We start from the raw sequence: 19,432 nt of genomic DNA, 5'->3' as shown, positions 1-19,432 counted from the left end.
TTATTTTCTTGTTCCACTTACGGTTACGGTTATTGCGGAAGCGAATTCTTTTTCAAGCCAATAGAGAGTTTTTCCAATTCGCTGCCCGGCACTGGAGTATAATTGTATGCGTCGGCATTGATATATGCGGGACGGATATTATACATTTTTCCTTGTATAGCTTGGGAAGTGGTAGTTACCATTCTGCCGGAGTTCCACAGGTTACAGTTGGCTATGCGAACTTTCTCCCAGGTGGCCTCATCCAAACGGATGGTTGCTCCTCCGCGTCCGCTGTTGTCAAAATTACAATTCTCTACTGTCAGTACTTGTGGACCAATCAGGCGCATCACGCTTCCACGCTCTTTGTTACAACAGTCTGCGAAATTACAATGTCTGATAGTGATATAAGGGCCAGCCGTACTTTCATCACTTCCTCCACGATAAATATTAATAGGTAAACCCAGCAAACGATAGAAAGAACAGTTTTCAATCAGCATATCATCCGCATTGTAACGACCGATATCGTCTTTCTCGGCGGCATAGTTGATGGCATCTCCGGATAAGTCGCGGAAAAAGCAGTTTTTGATTGTCACACTCTTGGCGAAAGTGGCTTTCGTTCCTTTGATGGCAAAGAAGCCGCCCTCTCCGAAGTTCTGAAATTCGCAACCGTCTACTGTCAGTGTATAAGGTTGTATCATATCGATGGCTGTAGAAATTCCCGCCTTAGCCAAGGCTTTACCGGGTTCCAGCACTCCGTCAAATGCGATATTCTCAATAATCAGTTCACCACCGTCGGCGATGGTTACCATGTTATCCGGTTTCTCTCCGTTGAAACGAACCAACGGTTTATTGGCTGCGTTGGCAGCGCGAATTGTCAGCGGTTTATCGATGAACATGGCGCTTTGGATAGGATAGGTACCCTTAGCCAGAACAATAATCCCACCCGGTTCTGCTGAACGAATGATTTCAGAAAGATCAGTTCCCGGAGCTGCGTTGTATTCCTTATGAGTCTTTGCAGATGGTTGCGCTACCCGGTTTTCAAACCAGGAAGCACCTTTATCCTTACGTATTGCGGCCTGATCCGGCAACTGGGGAGCCTTTAGTTTCTCCGTAGTAAATCCCGGAGCCGAATAGTTCTTTGCCAGTTGCACTTTATTGCCTTTGAACTGAATACCTGATACATCATCAACGGCTATATAAGGTTGAGACAGTTCCTTATTTATTATGATATTATCCGTAAAGCTCACATTGTCCGGTGCAAGGGTACGTTCCATGTCTTTGCCTGTGCCGAATTCGATATTTGTACAGTCTACGAAAGTATTACGGTACATCTTCACGTCAACTACCTGGCAATAACGGTTAGGCAATGAATTAGGCACGGCATCCATCACTCCCAAAGCAGAGAAGAAACGGGTTCCTGCCAGACCGACCAAGGTATTGTCATAAATCTGATGTCCGGCATTGACCACGCGAATACCGCCTGTGTTACGGAGCCCGTTGCCAATAAACAGGTTATTATTAACCGTGTTACGGTCACCGTGTCGCAGTGCTACTACTCCCTCGCATTCTAGCAAGATATTGTTCCGAATCACATTATCGCTGGATTTTATAGAGATTACTTCCACTTCGCCGGAACAGCGTTCGAACAGGTTATTTTCAATTATTGTGTTCGAGGAACTGTATGCCTGTTGGGAAGTTCCCACACGCATGGTTTCCGCACCGTTCGAACCGTACACCGGCCTCTCTCCGAAATAATTATGGTCTATCTGATGATGATTTTCCAGACAACGTTCATCGTTGAGGATGACAATCAAGGTCACCCCCAAATTAAGTTTTCCTGTCAATGAGCAATGATCTACACGGTTATGACGACCATAAAGCAAGATATAGCTGTAAGCCTGGTCCCGACGGGACGGATTGAATCCGTCTATCACACAATTTGTCAGGCGACAGTGATTGGCCAGTTCCTGTCCGTTGCGGAATTCTATCACAGAACCTTTGGGAGCGTATCCATCTGTAAAATGTAATCCACCGACAGACATCCACTCTCCTGCTATCCGCAAAGTAGAGCCTCCCTCAATTTTTACTTTTCCAGGATTCAAGGCTTCTATCTTGATAGGAGCTTTCTCGGTTCCCTTACCTGTCCACTTCAACTGCATGTCTTTATACTGACCGTCTTTGATATAAATCTGGTCACCCGGTTGTGCAGTCTTCAAGCAGGAAGCTACTTCGGGAAGTGTCACATCATATCTCTTTGCAAAAGAGGTGAAGGGAAGCCCGATAAGTAAGGAGGCTATAATCGCTTTATGTATCTTTCGTGTCATCATTGGTTATTGAACTTTTAAGTAATCGTAGTCTTTCTTCTGCCAGTACATATCAAATTCAATGGAACTGGATGAAGGAGCATTGGTGTTATTGTACATTTTAAAGTCAATCGTCTTTATATGCAGTAGTCCAATACGTTTCACGTTATCAGCGACATTAGACGTCGAACCATTTACATTATAATATAATATAAGCAAGACGGCACCTACATTCACTTTTTGCTCTTTTCCCACTTCAAAAATACCAGGTGCCCATACATCTGTGTTTATTGATGTTTTCATGCTCGAAATGCTAAATCCACGACAAGTTTTAGCTTCAACATCTATCGGGAAGGTAGTTTCATCAATATTATCCAACGTACCGTTTTTCACTTCATCTATCAATGCTTTATAACCAGACTTAGTTGGGTCTAAGTATAAGAAAGTCAATACCGGAGTACCATAACAGTTTCCATTGATTCCTGGCACCCTATTCTCATCTGCCGAATTATTTATCATATAAAAATTCTTCAACTGTCCATTAGAACCCGCGGGGCTATTGATTTGCAATGTTCCTGCATTAACACCCGAGAAGAAGAAATAAGGATTCACAGAATTATATTCACTTTCAGAGACAGCCGGTTTATTATTTGCAGAACAAGTTGCAGCCTTGTATTGGTAAGATATTGGATCTACTTTTGTTCTCCAATCCGCATTTGCATACACCAATCCAGTTTCCGGAGAGAAGAATGAAGATAATTCTTCTACGTCACGGCCTTGTGCATATACTTTCTTGTTCTCCCAGAAATAAACGAAAGGCACTTTGACTACAAATGCATCTGTCAGAGTATGCACCTCACGTCCGTCAAAATAAGAAATCTTCAATGCCATCGTATTATCTCCATCCACATAGTTTTCCGACGAAGGTACGGCAAATTTCAGTTCATTCTCTGTTTGAAGAGCAATATTACATTCAATGGTTCCCAATATTACTTTATCAATCTTATTCAAATAAGTACCATTCAGAACGACTATATCTCCTATGTTTGCAGGTTCAAAAGAAGAAGTAGTAACATTCGGTTCATAACGTGCCACGGTCATCTGCGGTGCAGATTCAATCGGAGTTTCCACCTGTGACGTACCATTGAAATATCTGAATGTAATAGCAGCTTTATCACTTTCTACATAAGGAATCTTCACTAAGATTTCATCCTCATTCTGCGAAAGTATGCTAGCCTCGTTTCCAGTAGTATGTCCTTCAGCTGTAAAAAGCACAGCACTGATTACGTTCATATGGGAACCTGAAATCAACAGTTTATTACCCATCTCTACCTCGGTAGGCATTCCCGTTGAGGAAATAGTGGGAGCCGGATATTCAATGGTAAAATTGCCTTCTGAAACTCCTTCGCCAACTGAATTACTTAATACAATTTTTCCGCTCTTTGCATTACCGGTCACTTTGAGTGATAAACGCTCATTGGACACTTTTTGAAGTATCGTGACTTTTTCTCCTCCAATTGTCGCACTGACCACATCGTCCAGATACTCTCCGGTAACTACGATTTCACTTCCGATGCTTCCACTCTCCGGTGAGAAAGATACGATTTGTGGCGCACTGACCACAACGTCTTTCATGGATATAGAATCACAACTGGTCCAAAAGATAACACATGCAAATAAGGATGCAAGGCTCCATTTTCTATATTGTTTCATATTCGTATTCATTTTAAGAGATTAATAACCCGTATTCTGTGCAATATCCGGATTGATGTTGATTACACTTACCGGAATCGGGAGGAATGTCTGCCAATCAGCAATATCATTCACGACATAGGTATATTCCGAATAGAAAGTCTCACTTTTGAAATAATTATTCACTGTTTGAGCAGCCGTACCCCACCGGAGCATATCGAACCAACGCTGGTTTTCAAAAGCAAGTTCCAGTCTTCGTTCATTACGTACGGCTTCTCTGAAGTCGTAACGGTTAGAAAGATCGGCCAACGTATAAGTTGAAACACCGGCACGTTCGCAAATCATATTCAGATATTTCAAGTTATCAGCAGACGGACCCGATATTTCATTCGTCAGTTCTGCGTACAACAATGCGATATCGCCTACACGGATAATCGGCCAGTCACTCTCACCATCATACTGCGTAGACACAGGATTTGTGTACTTCTTGCAATAACGGCAGTTACCCGTAGTCACCCATTCTTGAGTAGTCGAGTTAAAGTACTTCTGGGCAATATTTACATCCAGGCGTTTGTCTGTTGCGCCTCTCATTGTATAGGCAGTAATGATATTATCACTTGGAGTATTATAGCCGGAAGAAGTTCCTATAATCACATTTGCACCATTATTGACCGGAGCAAACATATTACCGAATGGAGAACCGAGTCCTACATTACCCGAAAGATAACGGGCTGCAAAAATGATTTCCTTGTTCATCTCATTTGTGATGTCGAATATCTTATTATATGCTACCAGATCAGCACCTGTCTGCGGATTACCTACGGCAGCACTTTCAAGTACCTCCTTGCATAACTGTGCGGCGCGGGCATACTTGGCGTCTCCCGATTTATAATGAGTCGCATACACTTTTGCCAACAATGCTTTAGCAGCATTTCTGTCCGCACGCCCCATATCTGCATCCGCCATTCGTTCAGGTAACATTCCATTTTCAAGAATCCGTTCCAGATCACCCTCAATCAGTGCATAAACCTCTTCTACCGTAGAACGCTGCATATCACGGGCTACATCTGACGGAACCTTGGAAGTAACTATAAACACAGGACCCCATAAACGAACAAGATTAAAATATTCTAAAGAACGGAGAAACAAAACCTCTCCCTCATATTGATTCCGGGTAGTTTCATCTTCTACCACATCAAGATATGAAATCGCATTATTGACACGGGCAATCGTTGCATAACAAGAATTCCAATACTCTTCCACCCATTGGTGCTCTGCCACGATAGTTCCCTGGTCAAGCTGTTCAACCAATTTCGTAGTGCTGGCGGAAGAACCAGTAGCATACATACGTCCATTATCCGAACGTAATTCAGTCATTGCCCATTCATAATACATCACGTCATGAAGAGAATTATAGCAACCAAGTACCAGATTATTCACTGAAGAAGCATTTTTCACATATTCATCCGCAGCAACTTCCGAATAGGGATACTTGTCCAAATCACAAGATACAAACAGTAATGTTACTAACAGTAATCCTATATAATTTACCTTTTTCATCGTTCACTTTCCATTAAAAGTTAATATCAAAACCTGCGGAGATAGTACTGGTCAATGGGAATCCACCGCGCTGATATCCCGAAATCATAGAGCTTGAGTATTGAGAAGAAGTCAGGCGGGATTCCGGATTGATACCCTTATAACTGCTTCCCCAAATGTAGAGCAAGTTACTACCGGACACATAGAAACGTACACCCGACAGTTTCAACTTACGCGCAGCCGTACTTGGCAATGTATATCCCAATGTGAAGTTTCTCAAACATGCATAAGAAGCATCCTGCAAAGGATAATCAGTCAAACAGATATCATATCCCAACTTCAGATAAGGCACTTTTCCGTTACCCGGATTTTCTGCACTTACCCAACGATCCTTGGTGTAAGCTTTGTTCCATTTCACTGTCTCATTGTAATAAACGTCACCATTGTAAACGTCAATTCCCTGTACTCCCTGAATCAGGAACGAAATATCAAAATTCTTAATCTGGAATGTGTTCGTGATTCCCCATGTAAAATCCGGATACGGATTACCCAAAGGAACACGGTCTTCAGGAGTCAACGAACCGTCATTGTTGGTATCTACGATACGCAATCCACCCGGTACGTCATTCGAGAAGTGAGGATTCGCATTGATTTCCTCCACACTATTCCATACACCATTCGTTTTATATCCATAAAATTGAATCAACGGTGAGCCAACTTTAGCAATGTAACACTCGCTTCTTTCCCCCTGATTGATAACCTGTTGTTCACCTCCCAGCTCCAGCAATTTATTGCGCGACAAGGAGAAATTTATATTTGTATCCCATGAAAACTTACGATTCTTGATATTGTGCGTATCGATCTGTATTTCCACACCCGAATTACGTACCTTTCCAATATTATTCCAATAATAACTATATCCGGTGAATGACTGTGTAGGCTGCTCAAACAACAGAGCACGAGTCACAGAGTAATAAGCATCTATCGAGAGATTAATCCGGTTCTTGAAGAATCCCAGATCCAGACCATAGTTGAATTCATCTGTCTTCTCCCATGTAATGTGAGGATTAGCAAGCGAAGAAGATATATTTGCCGAACCATTAACCAGTTGTCCATTACCAGTACCTGTCACATAGTTCGCACTGTTCAATACTTCAAGAGCTGCATCATAACTGATACGGTTATTTCCCGTCACACCGTAAGAAGCACGGAGTTTCAAATTAGAAATAACTTCGATATTCTTCATAAACTTCTCCTCATTCACACGCCAGCCCAACGATACAGAAGGGAACCAGGCATTGCGATTTCCTTTCGAGAACAAGGAAGAACGGTCCAGACGTAAAGAAGTAGACAAGAGATAACGACCCAAATAACTGTAATTGATACGTCCCAAATAAGACTCTAATACCACATCCGGATAACGGAAAGTTCCCGTACCATCAGTATTCCCATTCCCTTTACTTGCCAATGAATAAACAGTTGCCGCATTCAGCGTATGAACATCATCAGTAGCAAATCCTGTTGCAGTCATGGCTACTCGCTGGTTGCGAGTGGACTCCACAGTATAACCCAACAAAGCATCAATGCTATGAGCATTATTTCTTCCGAAATCAATGTGATAATTCAATGTATTCTCGCTCAACAAATCTACATAGAGTGTGCTAAAATAAGTAGCTCTGCTCTCTTCTTTATCTTTTGTCGCGTCTTTATTACCATAATAGTAAGACGGGCTAAAACGGACATTCAAACCATTGGACGTCTTGAATTGCAACCCTTTACAAAGATCAATAGTCAGATACATACTTGCCAAACCCTGCATGGACTCACTCCAACGAGAAGTATTAGCCATCACACTACGGGGATTATTATTGGCTGACGAGAAAGGAGATGATTTCTCCAGCGTCGGATTTCCCTCCGCATCCGGTGTACCGGTAGGAGTCATGATATTATTGAAATGACTACCTCTTGCAAAACCTGAATACCCTGTCATTTCAGTACTCCAATCATTATGATAAACAGGAAGAAAAGACGGAGTACGATAGAAATCTATAAAATTATTTTTCGGACGTTCTGTTTTGGTATAAGTCCCGGATAAGTTGACCCCTACACTAACAATATTCGAGAGTTTGGCATCCAATTTCGTACGGAAATTCAATTTATCCAATGAGTTCTGCAACATCACACCCTCATCTTTGGTATAGGCAGCCGAAATAAAGTACTTCGTTTCTTTACGTCCACCGGAAACGCTCATCTGCACATTGGTAATACCTGCCATATCGCGCAATCCCTCTTTCTGCCAGTCGGTAGTCCCCATCTGACTTTCCAGATAAGCAGCGCCACGAGCTGCCGCCGGTACAGACGGACCTCCCATTTCTGCTTCCTGCGTCAACAGATTCAACCACTCGGAAGAAGTCATCATATCGTGCAACTGATAAGCATACTTAAATCCCTGATAGAACTTGAACGAATATTTCGGTTTATCGGGAGTACCGCTTTTGGTGGTTACCATGATAACACCATTTGCCGCACGTGACCCATAAATAGCGGCAGAAGCCGCATCTTTCAATATTTCAATAGACTTCACATCTGCCGCATTGATAGATGAAAGTCCACCGGCTACCGGAAAACCATCAATAATCACCAACGGCTCACTTTCAGCCGAGATGGAACCTGTTCCACGGACACGGATAGACGGTGTTACACCGACTTCAGACGTTTCATTAGAAACGGTAAGTCCGCTCATAGAACCTTGCAAAGCAGTAGTCATATCACTCACAGGAGCATTAATCAGTTTCTCACCTTCCAATTTAGAAATCGAACCCGTTAAATGAGACTTAGCCTGTGTACCGTAACCGATTACCACCACATCATCCAGCATCTTCGAATCTTCTTCCAACGTCACATTGACAACGGTGCGTTTGCCTACCGCCTCTGCCTTATCAACGTAACCGATATACGAATAAACCAAAATGGTCTTTGAGTTAGGAACTTTAATGGAGTATTTACCTTCAGCGTCTGTCACAGTACCTGTAGGAACAGCAGCATCTTTAATTGTCACTGAAGCCCCGATTAACGGACCTTGTTCATCTATCACCTTACCAGTAACTACATGCTGGGAGTAAACGTTCAATGCTCCAACTAACAACAAGAGCACCAATACGACTTTTTTAAAATGCAGAAGTTTGTTCATAGATTAGCGTTTTAATTTCTGTGACAAACGTAACGATTAAAATTGGTAAACCAAAATTTTGGTCTACCAATTATTATTTATTAACAACACTAAATAAACGTCTAATAAACAGTACGTTATGCGTACCTCTTTATAAAAAGGGAAAAGAATATTTTTGCTGTAAAGCTTTACTTTGAAAGATAATATTCGTACTTTTACACCCGAATTAAGAAAGAAAACCTTTTAAAATTTTTATATCTTATGAAGGACGAAGTAAATTCGCAACCAGTTAAACTTGTCATCGAGCACATAAAAAAACAAATCGCAGAACGTCAAATTCTGCCTGGTGAACGTCTACCGTCTGAACGGAAATTATCGGAACTGCTGAAGGTTAGCCGTTCCCATGTTCGTGAAGCTTTGCAAAAGATGGAGTTGTATGGTATTGTAAAAACATATCCTCAAAGTGGAACAGTGGTTTCCGAGTTCTCCAAAGATCAATTGGATACCATGATTACCGATGCTTTAAAGATAAGCAAATATGACTTTTCCAGTTTGGTATATGTACGCGTTCTGTTAGAGATCGAGGTCTGCAAACTGTGTGCATCAAACCGTACAGAAGAGGATTTGGAGAATATTGAAAAAACACTTATCGAATTGGAGGAAAAGTTTGATACAGAGCTTCGTGTTGAGAAAGATTTTGCGTTTCATCAAGCAATTGCACAAGGTGGACACAACCCGGTAATTAGTTCACTCTTGCTTATCATTACTCCTGATATATTAAAATATTATCAAAAATATAAAGTCTGCGCTGTTCCACAAAAAACAGTTCATGCAGAACATAGAGAAATGTTGCAAAAGATAAAAGATAAAGACAAGGACGGGATGAAAGAACTGGTACTTCGCCACTTGTCCAACCTGATTGATTTTGCCAAATTATCAGCTAAAGGAGAGATCCCTGAATTCGAATACGGGCATATCTAAAAAGCAAAAGAAAGCAATAAAAAATAATAGAGGAAGACATTTGTTCTCCTCTATTATTTAATATTATAACAGCCACTCTTTCAATTAAGCTGCCGGATCGGGAGCTTCCCCTTGATTGCCGCCCGGATTTTCGCCATTGCCAGGATCAGAGCCACTATTACTGCCACTTGTTGCCACAACATCCAATGGTACATATTTTGAGATACTCATCTTATTCAACATCGTTTTTAACTGGGTTCCCGGAGTAAAAACTATTTCTCTCACTATGATATTGCTACTATCGACATCCTTAGCTTCTATACCACTTTTAGCGTTAAAAGTAGGACGAAGTGTACCGAACTCACCTAACTTCACCGTTTTTCCCTCATCCATATATCCTTCCAATGAATCAAGCAGACCATCTAAGACTAATTTAACCTGACCACAATGAGTGCTACAAATCAATGATACATTTTTACACAATTTCGAAAAATCAATCACTCCGTCACTCACCGGAGCAGCAACATACTTCTTAGTTTTGGTTTCATCGAAATTAAAGACCCTTTCTTTTACTGCATACCGTAATCCCATAATTTTAAGTTTTAAATTATTTCATAAAAATGTTGTTTTGTGATCACGATGCAAAGATACAGCAGGAAAAAACCGTCGAAGTGCTTTAATGGTGCTTAACTACTCGTTAATCTAAAATAGTCCTTTTAGACAAATATTCGTGTAAGCCACCAGCACGATCTTCTTTCCATTGGAAACAACCTCAACTGGAAGGTTAATCTTATTTGATAAGATAAGTAGCCACTACCGGATAATGATCCGATTCTTTATCTGCCCAATAACAAACATTGTACGCCTTTACTGTAAAGGCTTCATTCGGAGCATAAATCAGCCAGTCGCAGGTATAAGTCGGACTTGGAACGGGCACCGTCCACGGAGCAGCATCACTCAAACAGTTTACTGTGAAATACTTTTGAAAAACAGCCATGGTAGCAGAACCACGACGGGAGTTCAAATCCCCACCGAGGATGATTGGTTTGTCCAGTTGTTCCATACAAGCAAGAATCTCATCAATCTGTTTCAGACGGGCAGCATCTTCGTACTCATGGTCCAGATGTGTCGTAGCAAAATAAAATTCTTTGCCCTCTTTCATCACTTTTACATAACCAAACGAACGAACGTAGTCGTTTTCCTTCAATACACTCAATTTAAAGCTTTTCTCTTCCGAAATCGGAAACTTGGAAAGAATTACATTTCCATAGTCTCCTCCGGTAGGAATATCAAGTGCGTGGGCAAAATAATAATACTTCATGCCTGTCAGTACCGATAATCTTTCAGGAGTATCCCAGGGATTAATCTCTGTATTTCTTTCTATTTCCTGAAGTGAAACAATGTCCGGATCTTCCAGTTTTATAACCTCGGCTATTTTATCAATACCTTGTTTGCGCCCACTGTAAGTATTGTAAGTCATCGCTTTTACTGTAACTTCTTTCTGCTTATTTTTGTCTCTCTGCGCCATCACAGGGGACAACAGACAGCATACCAGAAATAACAAAATGCATATTCTGAAATTCATATATCGTCAATTAGTGAGTGAATGTTATCCTTCAAAACAATCTTTTTTACCTAATACCCTATTAATCCTTTTCTATCTTGCGAATCTTATGATTCCAATAATCTGAAACATACAATGCACCGTCGAGCCCGAATTGCAGTCCTTCCGGATGATTGAATTGTGCCTTATCCAATGGCCCATCCGTAGTACCGGAAGTACCTGTACCTGTATAACTTGTCACTACTCCATCAGGTGTAATTTTCGCGATACGATGCTTTTTACGGACTGCCACATAAATATTACCTTCTTCATCCAAATCCATCTGACAAGGCTCCTCGAGTCTGGCATCGTTTCCTTGCCCTTCTACAAAGCCTGTTTTATCATACTGTCCAATCCAAATATGAAGATTAGAAAATAATCCGGTCACCATATCATAATCCCCTTTATAAATCACATCCTTCTCCTGTGAACTCATATACACTGTAGTTCCTTCCTTATCGAAAAGGATACAACGGATCTTCACTTTCGATGCATTCTTTCCGTCCGCATCGGGAAGTTGTTGTCCGGTAGTCACCATCGTATTCTGTTCCGGATCATATTTGTAAATCATGGCATTTCCATGAGCTACGGAAAAAACTTCTCCCGTAACAGGATGTACGCCCACATTGGTAACACCGTTACCTAAAGACGAAGTTATCGACCATATTGCAGCAAGACTTCCAGTATCATACTGATGCGCATCATTACTCCATGACATAGTGGCAATATGTGCGCTTCCAGAGCCATTCGCATCATTAGACAAGAACAAAGTGTTGCCATCCAGTGAGAAAGCGATATTCATCATTCTAAATGCAACTCCACCCGTTGCGTCCCCACGAAGAAAAGTAGCTACTTGATTATCTTTCGCAATACGAATATCACGGTCATCGTCTTCCACAATATACAAAGTGCCTTCCTTATCAAAGGCTATAGAACCCGGTTTCCAAAGGACTGCTTCCATCAAGGAACCCTCTTTTTTCTCTGTTTTGGCAGCAGGAACATAGCTGCCGATATACGAGCTTACAATAGGAGACTGAGAATATTCGAATTCCGTTTTATAAGTCAGTTCCTGAATGTTTTCCCCCTGACCGATATATATTTTCACCGGACCGGAGCCAGAACCTCTCTGCACATTGGCAGTAATAATATTCCCCAAAGCACCTGTCACCTCTGCATCTACTCCGTTGACCGTCACTCGGATATTATCCAAGTCCGTACCAAAATGAGTACCATATAAAGTCAGGCTAGTAGACTTTCCACCTGCCGTCGGAGTATACATCGTAATCTTAGGAGTAACTTCACCTTCTCCGATTTCAGGCGTCATATCCTGCCGATTCTCATCTTCGCAACCAGCAAAACCTACTGCCCCAAGCAATAGTGTATATATAGAAAATCGTTTCAAATGATGAATCAATGTTTTCATGTTTCTATCTTTTTAGATTAATCGTTTATACTGAATGTAGCTACTACCGGAAAATGGTCTGATTCTACATAAGCATCATAATACACATCATAAGCCTTCGGAGCCATTCCTTTATCCGGGGTATACAACACGAAGTCAATAGCCTTTACCGGAACGGGAGTTCCGGTCGTCAATCCATAGTTCCCGTTCAGGCAACCAATATCAAAACGCTCATACAATATCTTCATCGGACCCGAATCAGCCAACGCATTAAAGTCGCCGGTCAATATCATCGGGGCATCCATCCCCTTCGTTTTTTCCAGAATAGTTGAAGTCTGATTGATACGGTTGGTTTCATTACCGACATGAGACAAATGAGTTACTCCGAAATAGAAGTTCTTCCCCTCTTTTTCTGTTTTCATGACTCCCATAGAGCGTGGATAAACATCTTCCACGGTCTCTATTCTCGGTAAATCATAATTCACCTCGTCGCTTATCGGATATTTTGAGAGAATCAGATTACCGTATTCTCCACCATCCACATCACGGGTTTTAACGAAGAAAGCATATTGCATTCCCGTCACCTCCTTCATCAAAGCAATAATATCCGCATTCTCCACCTTATTGGTTTTCGTTTCAAACTCCTGTAAACCAGCCAGATCCGGATTTATCTTTTTAATCACTTGAGCAATAGCCTCCATTCCTTTCTTTCCAGAATAAACTTTCTGGCCGCTGTATATATTGTAGGACATGACTTTTACCAGTACTCCATCCTTATCGTCAGGAGGAGTTACACCATCATCATCCGAACTGCAGCCGATAAACAAACCGTTTATCAACAGTACCAGTAATAAATAGAATTTATGTTTCATTGTTACATTCTTTTTTATCGTTTACCTTATCTGATATCATTCACAGTTACTTCCACCACCCGGCTATAGTTCACATACGGTTTGCTTTCCGCCGTTACCGTAGCCGCAACACGCACGTATACCCGATTCTTATTGGAAACAATCTTATAGTGATTCTCAATAAATTCGGTATCACTCATCAAGTCAATGACATGCGTACCACTGGCCTTTGTTCCCAATGAAGAAAGAGTAGCATGATTAGCATTGTTCACGTCTACTCCCGGAGCATAATTCCAGATAACGGAAACATCTGTCAGTTGCAATGTTTCGTTCGATGTCTTTGCATCGTAGGTAAGTGTCAGTTTATTATCTGCGGATACAGTAACATCAAGACTAATACGCGAAAATGGAATGGTATATAAGTCAACCTGCGTTTGTCCGTTCACGGTGACATATCCCTCACACACTCCAACAAAAGGGCCGTCCTTTGCCTGAATGCGGTAATTACCATTAAATACTTTGGTATGCTCAAATGTCCCATCCTGCCGGGCCCGGAAATCGACCGAAGCAGTAGCTCCGGTGTTCTGCTCATACAAACTCATCATCACCCCACTACTTCCCGGCACAGGCATGGGAATCGGCTCATTCGTTTCCTTGTCATAAATGGTGCCATGCACACCGCCATTCGGCGCATCATAATTGTCGATGTCATTTTCGCATGCTACCATGAAGCAGGCGAATAATGCAGTCAATCCTATATTTATTATTTTATTCATATCGGTTTTTCTTTAACTTATAATTGAACATATCAGTTGCCGTAACCCGGATTCTGCGTCATCAACGGATTTGTACTCAAATCTTCCGCACGGAAAACCGTATAATAGTTCTTTTCGAGGAAAAGACGTTTTCTCTTTTCAGGTACCCCAGTTTCAAATGTGTATTTTCCACTCTTGACATTGTAATATGGACAAAGAGCTGTACCACGGAAATTAGTCAAGCCACCTTTGCTGACATCCAAATGGGCCAGACGCCAACGTTTCAAATCCCAGTAACGATGCTTCTCAAAAGCAAGTTCCACTTTTCGTTCATGGCGAACCTTGTCAAGAGTCAGATCGCCGGCAGTCAACAGCTTGATACCTGCCCTGCCACGGATCTCATTGATATCTTTCAAAGCCACATCCAAATGCTGATTCAACTCCATACAAGCCTCTGCACGATTCAGGTAGATTTCTGCCAGACGGAACACAACCCAAGGAGTAGAAGAACGTTTTGCATCAATATCCGTATAATCCGTCAGACTTTCGTCCAAAAACTTACGCTGATAGAAACCTGTTTTGCTGGCGTCACCTACACTTAATGAACCACCGTCTTTCCCGGAAGTATTGTAAGTCTGTCCGTCGATAACTACCTTATTCTCCTTATCCGGTTGAGCGGAAGCTTCATATTTGGTTCCTATTCCATCCTGTCCGTTGATTACTCCGCGCATCCACTCTATTTTACCACCGCCATATCCTTTATAATCAGCGCCAGGCAAGTAAACGGAACCTAATAAACGAGGATCTTTATTTTTAAAGATGTCATACGAACTGTCGTAGCTAATCGCCTTTCCACCGCTATCCTTCATTTTTAGTTTACCTTCTGTACCGTCGATATATTCAAATTCCTCAACCATTTCCAGAACCGGAGACATACCACATCCCCAACCATCACCACGATATGAGAAAGGAACGTTCAGTTTATCCCACATATGCCCTTTTCCGGCAGCTACATTATACTGTTTCTGAAAAATATACTCTCCATTATCTCCGTTCACTGTCTTAGAAAAAAGATTATAAAAGTTCTGTGCCAGCTCTTCCGGATCCGTACTTGTCGACTTGTACAAGCTATATACACGAGGAACCATCTCATCCAAAATCTTTGATGAAGCTGTATAACATTCGTCAAAGTAACGCTCTGCTTCTGTCTCTGGAATATAAACATAGCCTTTGGAAACGGCTTCCCCCGTCAAGGTAAGTGTTTTAGAGTATTTGGCAATAGTACCGGCATACAATGCTGCACGAGACCACAAAGCCAATACCGCCCCACGATTGGCCCGATATTTGGCATCGCTGTTGCGCACTTCCGGCAATGATCCATAGATGGCTTTACACTCTTTGATTATAAAATCATACGTAGCTGCTTCCGTATCACGAGCCTGATACAGCGCTTGCGTATTTCCGGCGGTGTATTCTTGAGGAATAGTTTGCAAAGGCACACCTCCGTAACGTTTCACCAACCCAAAATACTGCATTGCACGGATAAAGCGAGCTTCTGCTCCAATCTCTTCTTTTTCATCCTCACTCAGCACTGAAGTCTTTTCGATATTCAGCAGGAAGTTATTTACGATACGGATCTGTTTATAACGAGTCACCATATCGTCATTAAATACATAATCGCCATAAGAATAAGTAGAATTTGATTTATCAAATGCACTCTCTTTCTGATAACTGGCCGTAGCCTCATCCGAAAGACTGGTCTGATTCGCCAAATTCGCTTTCTTGCTTCCATACCAATCATCAAACTCATCCAGCTTTAATCCGGAATCATACATATCCGCCAAAACGGCTGTAATTGCTTTCGGATTCTGCCAAATTAGATCCGGAGTGTTAACCCCACTGGTACTTTCACGATTCAGGTAATCATCACATCCCGTCAATCCGAGGATAGATACTCCGGCTATCCATATATATTTCAAATAATTTCTATTCATTGTCTTTATAGATTTTAGAAGGTTACATTCACACCAAAGTTATATGTCTTCATTTGCGGGTAATAGCGCACTCCGCTAGAGTTGCTTTCCGGGTCAACATTCTTCATCAATCCATCACGATTAGTGAAAGTCAGCAGATTGTTGCAGTTGATGTAAAAACGCACACGGTCGATAGCTGCTTTCTTCGTCAATGCTTTAGGTAGTGTGTACCCTAGCTCCAATGTTTTCAGACGCAGATAACTTGCATTGTGCAGTGACCATGAATTACCAGAACGATTATCCGCAACACCCGCTACACGAGCGGCAGGCATATACCCGGAAATCCACTTACTATAAGGATCGGTCGGGTCTTCCCGATGCCAACGGTCGGTCATGATGGCCAGTCCATTACCCAAACCCTGCTGGATAAATGGGTCCAGAATATCCCCACTGACATAAATATCATGACCTGCTGCCCCCTGAAAGAATACCGTCAGGTCGAATCCTTTATATTCTCCGGACATATTCAATCCATAATACATACGTGGAGTAGCACCATGTCCGAGTGGCTGCGTATCGTTATCATCAATAATGCCATCCCCATTATAGTCTTCAAATTTCAGATCACCTGGCATTAATGAACGGTTACCGTCTTTATCCTGAACCGGTGAATTCAAGATTTCCTCGAAACTGGAGAACTGTCCAATAACTTTCTTTCCCCAACGAATATCTTTATAACGACCGTTCGTGTTATTACGCCAATCATCATACATATTGGTAGAAGCAGCTCTCTCTACATAATCATACTTAATCCGGGTAGTAGAGAAATTAGCCGACACATTATAATTGAAGTTACCAATCCGGTTCTTATGTCCAACTACAATCTCAAATCCCGTATTAATATCAGAATTCAGATTCTCCTGCGGCATTGATTCTCCGAAAATAGTAGGTAATGATCCTACACGAGTAGCAGGAAGTCCCGAACGGTTTCTACGGAACCAATCGAATTCTACGGAAATCAATCCTCTATGATAAGAGGCTTCAAAGCCAATATTCATAATCTTTGATTCATACCAGGTCAGCCACGGATTGGCCATACCTACCGTAGTCATACCGGAAGTCACTCCGTTGCTGCCCATAATATAGCTCCCATGAGATGTATATCCATCCAGATATTGAAAAGCGTCGAAGTCTCCTTCATCTCCCACTTTGGCATACGAAGCACGGATTTTCAGGTTGTCCATATCAGGCAACAGTTTCTTGAAAAAGGCCTCTTCGGAAACACGCCACCCTAAAGACACACCTGGAAAAAATCCCCAACGGTTACCTTCACGGAATTTATAGGTTCCATCGTAGCGGAAATTGAACTCAACAAGATAGCGATTGGAAAAATCATAATTCAAACGCCCCACCAGACCGGCATGTGCCGTTTCCTGTGTTTTACCGGAGGCTTCCTGATTGGTTTTATCTCCATAATCCAAGTCAGGAATGAGTCCGATAGCAAAATCACGTGTTCCGGTCACCCAACTTCTTTTGTCATTATACATTTCCCATACCAGCATAGCACCAATATTGTGCTTCTTGGCAAACGTATTATTATAGTTCATTGAGAACTGATAAGTCGGTTTATCATAATTTTCCAGTTTCGATTCCAGATGTGCGGTATTAATCACCTTCTCTATATACTCTTCATTGGCATAATCATAAGTATATTCCGACAAATCTTTCCTCCATGTTTTCCATTCCTTATTTGTATAATCATAAGCAACCAATGCTTTTGCCATCAGTCCTTTCACCCATGGAAGTTTCCAGGTAATAGCCAATGAGCTGTTAAATTCACGACGCAGACGATCTTCATATCCGCTGTCATCCGAACTGGATACATGTACAGGATTAGCCATATCACCTACCGCTCCCCAATAATCCGGATTATCATTGGCATACATGGAATAAGTCGGGATTGCCATTTGTGCCGAACGGAACAGATTATCGCCGTTATAAGGCTTCTTGCGGTTATCAAACCGTCCGCTCAAACGCAACTCTACGTTCACCCCTTTAGCAACTTCTACACTTAGGTTTGAACGGACATTGTAACGTTGGTAGTTCCAGTCGCCCGAACGGATGATGCCGCCCTGATCCATATATCCGATAGACATATAATATTTCACCTTCTCCGTACCTCCCGTCATGCTCAAGTTGTGTGAAGTTTGAGGAGCTGAGCTACGCATGGTTTCATTCCACCAATCCGTACCTGCCGTACCATTCCGGTAAGCTTCCAGCTGCTCCTGCGAGTAAGCAGAAGCTCCGCGCCACGGATTCGCATTATGAATCGCTTCATTGTAAAGTGAAGCATACTCATAGGCATTCATCATTTCCGGATAGCGGGTCACTTTCTGAAAACCTACGTAACCATTATATTCTATCTTTGCCTTTTGCTCCGTTCCTTTTTTAGTAGTCACCAATAAAACTCCATTAGAACCTTTAAAACCGTAAACAGCTGCGGCGGCATCCTTCAGTATGGAAATTGATTCGATGTCATTCGGGTCTAGTTGGGCATAATCACGCTCGATACCATCCACAATCACCAACATACTTCCATATCCGCGAATATCAACAGAAGCTCCGTCATCGCCAGGACTACCACTACGTTGCACGGCACGCAGCCCCGGCAAACGTCCGGCAAGCATATTTGTCACACTAGGAGCTTTTACCTCCATCAACTTATCCGAAGAGATGGCAGCTACCGATCCAGTCACAGAAGCTTTCTTCTGAATACCATAACCTACTACTACCACTTCATCCAACGTTTCCGTATCTTCCTGCAAAGTTACTTTCAATCCGGCTTGTCCGTTTACTTTCACTTCAGCCGTTTTATATCCGATATAGGATATTTGCAACACTCCGTTAGCCGGAACTGACAAAGTGAACTTACCATCCAAATCAGTAATCGTTCCTATACCGGTACTCCCCTTCAACTGTACCGAAGCTCCGATAACAGGTTCTCCATTGGCATCAACCACCACACCCTTTACCGAGATATTCCGTACCGTCTGTTCAACATCTGATATCAAAGGATTTTCTGCATATACCGTGAAAGGTAGACACAAGAACGTCCCTGCCATTAAAGCTGAAACAGTAGCTATCTTCAGCCGGTCATTGAACGACTTTGAGACAACCGTGTTCATTTTACAACCATGTTTCATAGA

Annotated in this window: 12 protein-coding genes; 1 reads left to right on the top strand and 11 read right to left on the bottom strand. The window is 42.0% G+C overall.

From position 1 onward, the window contains the following. Positions 1-29: 29 nt before the first annotated feature. Genes CJF29_RS00460 through CJF29_RS00445 form a run of 4 tightly spaced genes read right to left on the bottom strand, consistent with a single transcriptional unit; the run spans position 30 to position 8,703 of the window. The gene (locus tag CJF29_RS00460) at positions 30-2,306 is read right to left on the bottom strand and encodes a chondroitinase-B domain-containing protein (protein WP_074556595.1); all 2,277 of its coding nucleotides are present in this window, start codon (positions 2,304-2,306) and stop codon (positions 30-32) included. 3 nt (positions 2,307-2,309) lie between these two features. Beyond that, on the bottom strand, positions 2,310-3,995 hold the full coding sequence (locus tag CJF29_RS00455; RefSeq protein ID WP_099146363.1) for an IPT/TIG domain-containing protein: 1,686 nt from the start codon (positions 3,993-3,995) through the stop codon (positions 2,310-2,312). A gap of 21 nt (positions 3,996-4,016) precedes the next feature. Next, positions 4,017-5,534: a RagB/SusD family nutrient uptake outer membrane protein gene (locus CJF29_RS00450; RefSeq protein WP_074704284.1), complete on the bottom strand. Its 1,518-nt coding sequence runs from the start codon at positions 5,532-5,534 to the stop codon at positions 4,017-4,019. A 13-nt stretch (positions 5,535-5,547) separates the two neighbouring features. Further along, positions 5,548-8,703 (bottom strand): SusC/RagA family TonB-linked outer membrane protein, encoded by a 3,156-nt coding sequence (locus CJF29_RS00445; RefSeq protein WP_004324074.1) that lies wholly within the window; start codon positions 8,701-8,703, stop codon positions 5,548-5,550. Between the two features lie 240 nt (positions 8,704-8,943). Here CJF29_RS00445 and CJF29_RS00440 point away from each other — a divergent pair, with 240 nt between their 5' ends. Then, positions 8,944-9,663, top strand: coding sequence for a FadR/GntR family transcriptional regulator (locus CJF29_RS00440; RefSeq protein WP_074556597.1), 720 nt, complete (start codon positions 8,944-8,946; stop codon positions 9,661-9,663). A gap of 84 nt (positions 9,664-9,747) precedes the next feature. Here CJF29_RS00440 and CJF29_RS00435 read toward each other — a convergent pair whose 3' ends face one another. The 7 genes from CJF29_RS00435 to CJF29_RS00405 form a co-directional block, all read right to left on the bottom strand. Further along, positions 9,748-10,233: an HU family DNA-binding protein gene (locus CJF29_RS00435; RefSeq protein WP_009001246.1), complete on the bottom strand. Its 486-nt coding sequence runs from the start codon at positions 10,231-10,233 to the stop codon at positions 9,748-9,750. 199 nt (positions 10,234-10,432) lie between these two features. Then, entirely contained in the window at positions 10,433-11,227 is a 795-nt protein-coding gene (locus CJF29_RS00430) for an endonuclease/exonuclease/phosphatase family protein (RefSeq protein WP_009001247.1), read from the bottom strand. 61 nt (positions 11,228-11,288) lie between these two features. Then, a complete protein-coding gene (locus CJF29_RS00425) occupies positions 11,289-12,668 on the bottom strand; it encodes an SMP-30/gluconolactonase/LRE family protein (RefSeq protein WP_074635794.1) in 1,380 nt (459 codons plus the stop codon). Between the two features lie 17 nt (positions 12,669-12,685). Beyond that, positions 12,686-13,519, bottom strand: a complete 834-nt coding sequence (locus tag CJF29_RS00420; protein WP_074556598.1) for an endonuclease/exonuclease/phosphatase family protein — start codon at positions 13,517-13,519, stop codon at positions 12,686-12,688. Between the two features lie 26 nt (positions 13,520-13,545). Further along, entirely contained in the window at positions 13,546-14,274 is a 729-nt protein-coding gene (locus CJF29_RS00415) for a DUF3823 domain-containing protein (RefSeq protein ID WP_009001250.1), read from the bottom strand. 32 nt (positions 14,275-14,306) lie between these two features. Beyond that, positions 14,307-16,247 carry a RagB/SusD family nutrient uptake outer membrane protein gene (locus CJF29_RS00410; RefSeq protein WP_009001251.1) on the bottom strand — a complete coding sequence of 647 codons (1,941 nt, stop codon included), beginning with the start codon at positions 16,245-16,247 and terminating at the stop codon, positions 14,307-14,309. A gap of 14 nt (positions 16,248-16,261) precedes the next feature. After that, complete coding sequence (locus tag CJF29_RS00405; protein WP_074556600.1) at positions 16,262-19,429, bottom strand: SusC/RagA family TonB-linked outer membrane protein; 3,168 nt, start codon at positions 19,427-19,429, stop codon at positions 16,262-16,264. Between the last annotated feature and the right edge of the window lie 3 nt (positions 19,430-19,432).

The organism is Bacteroides celer, from assembly GCF_002632415.2.
Taxonomy (GTDB): Bacteria; Bacteroidota; Bacteroidia; order Bacteroidales; family Bacteroidaceae; genus Bacteroides.
Note: the sequence above shows the minus strand (reverse complement) of the source record. Positions and strands in the feature narration are given on the sequence as shown.

Bases quoted from the DNA above. Each gene is read 5' to 3' on its own strand.
- CJF29_RS00415 (WP_009001250.1), bottom strand. From the start codon at position 14,274: ATGAATAAAATAATAAATATAGGATTGACTGCATTATTCGCCTGCTTC.
- CJF29_RS00450 (WP_074704284.1), bottom strand. From the start codon at position 5,534: ATGAAAAAGGTAAATTATATAGGATTACTGTTAGTAACATTACTGTTT.
- CJF29_RS00455 (WP_099146363.1), bottom strand. From the start codon at position 3,995: ATGAAACAATATAGAAAATGGAGCCTTGCATCCTTATTTGCATGTGTT.
- CJF29_RS00405 (WP_074556600.1), bottom strand. From the start codon at position 19,429: ATGAAACATGGTTGTAAAATGAACACGGTTGTCTCAAAGTCGTTCAAT.
- CJF29_RS00420 (WP_074556598.1), bottom strand. From the start codon at position 13,519: ATGAAACATAAATTCTATTTATTACTGGTACTGTTGATAAACGGTTTG.
- CJF29_RS00430 (WP_009001247.1), bottom strand. From the start codon at position 11,227: ATGAATTTCAGAATATGCATTTTGTTATTTCTGGTATGCTGTCTGTTG.
- CJF29_RS00425 (WP_074635794.1), bottom strand. From the start codon at position 12,668: ATGAAAACATTGATTCATCATTTGAAACGATTTTCTATATATACACTA.
- CJF29_RS00435 (WP_009001246.1), bottom strand. From the start codon at position 10,233: ATGGGATTACGGTATGCAGTAAAAGAAAGGGTCTTTAATTTCGATGAA.
- CJF29_RS00460 (WP_074556595.1), bottom strand. From the start codon at position 2,306: ATGATGACACGAAAGATACATAAAGCGATTATAGCCTCCTTACTTATC.
- CJF29_RS00410 (WP_009001251.1), bottom strand. From the start codon at position 16,247: ATGAATAGAAATTATTTGAAATATATATGGATAGCCGGAGTATCTATC.
- CJF29_RS00440 (WP_074556597.1), top strand. From the start codon at position 8,944: ATGAAGGACGAAGTAAATTCGCAACCAGTTAAACTTGTCATCGAGCAC.
- CJF29_RS00445 (WP_004324074.1), bottom strand. From the start codon at position 8,703: ATGAACAAACTTCTGCATTTTAAAAAAGTCGTATTGGTGCTCTTGTTG.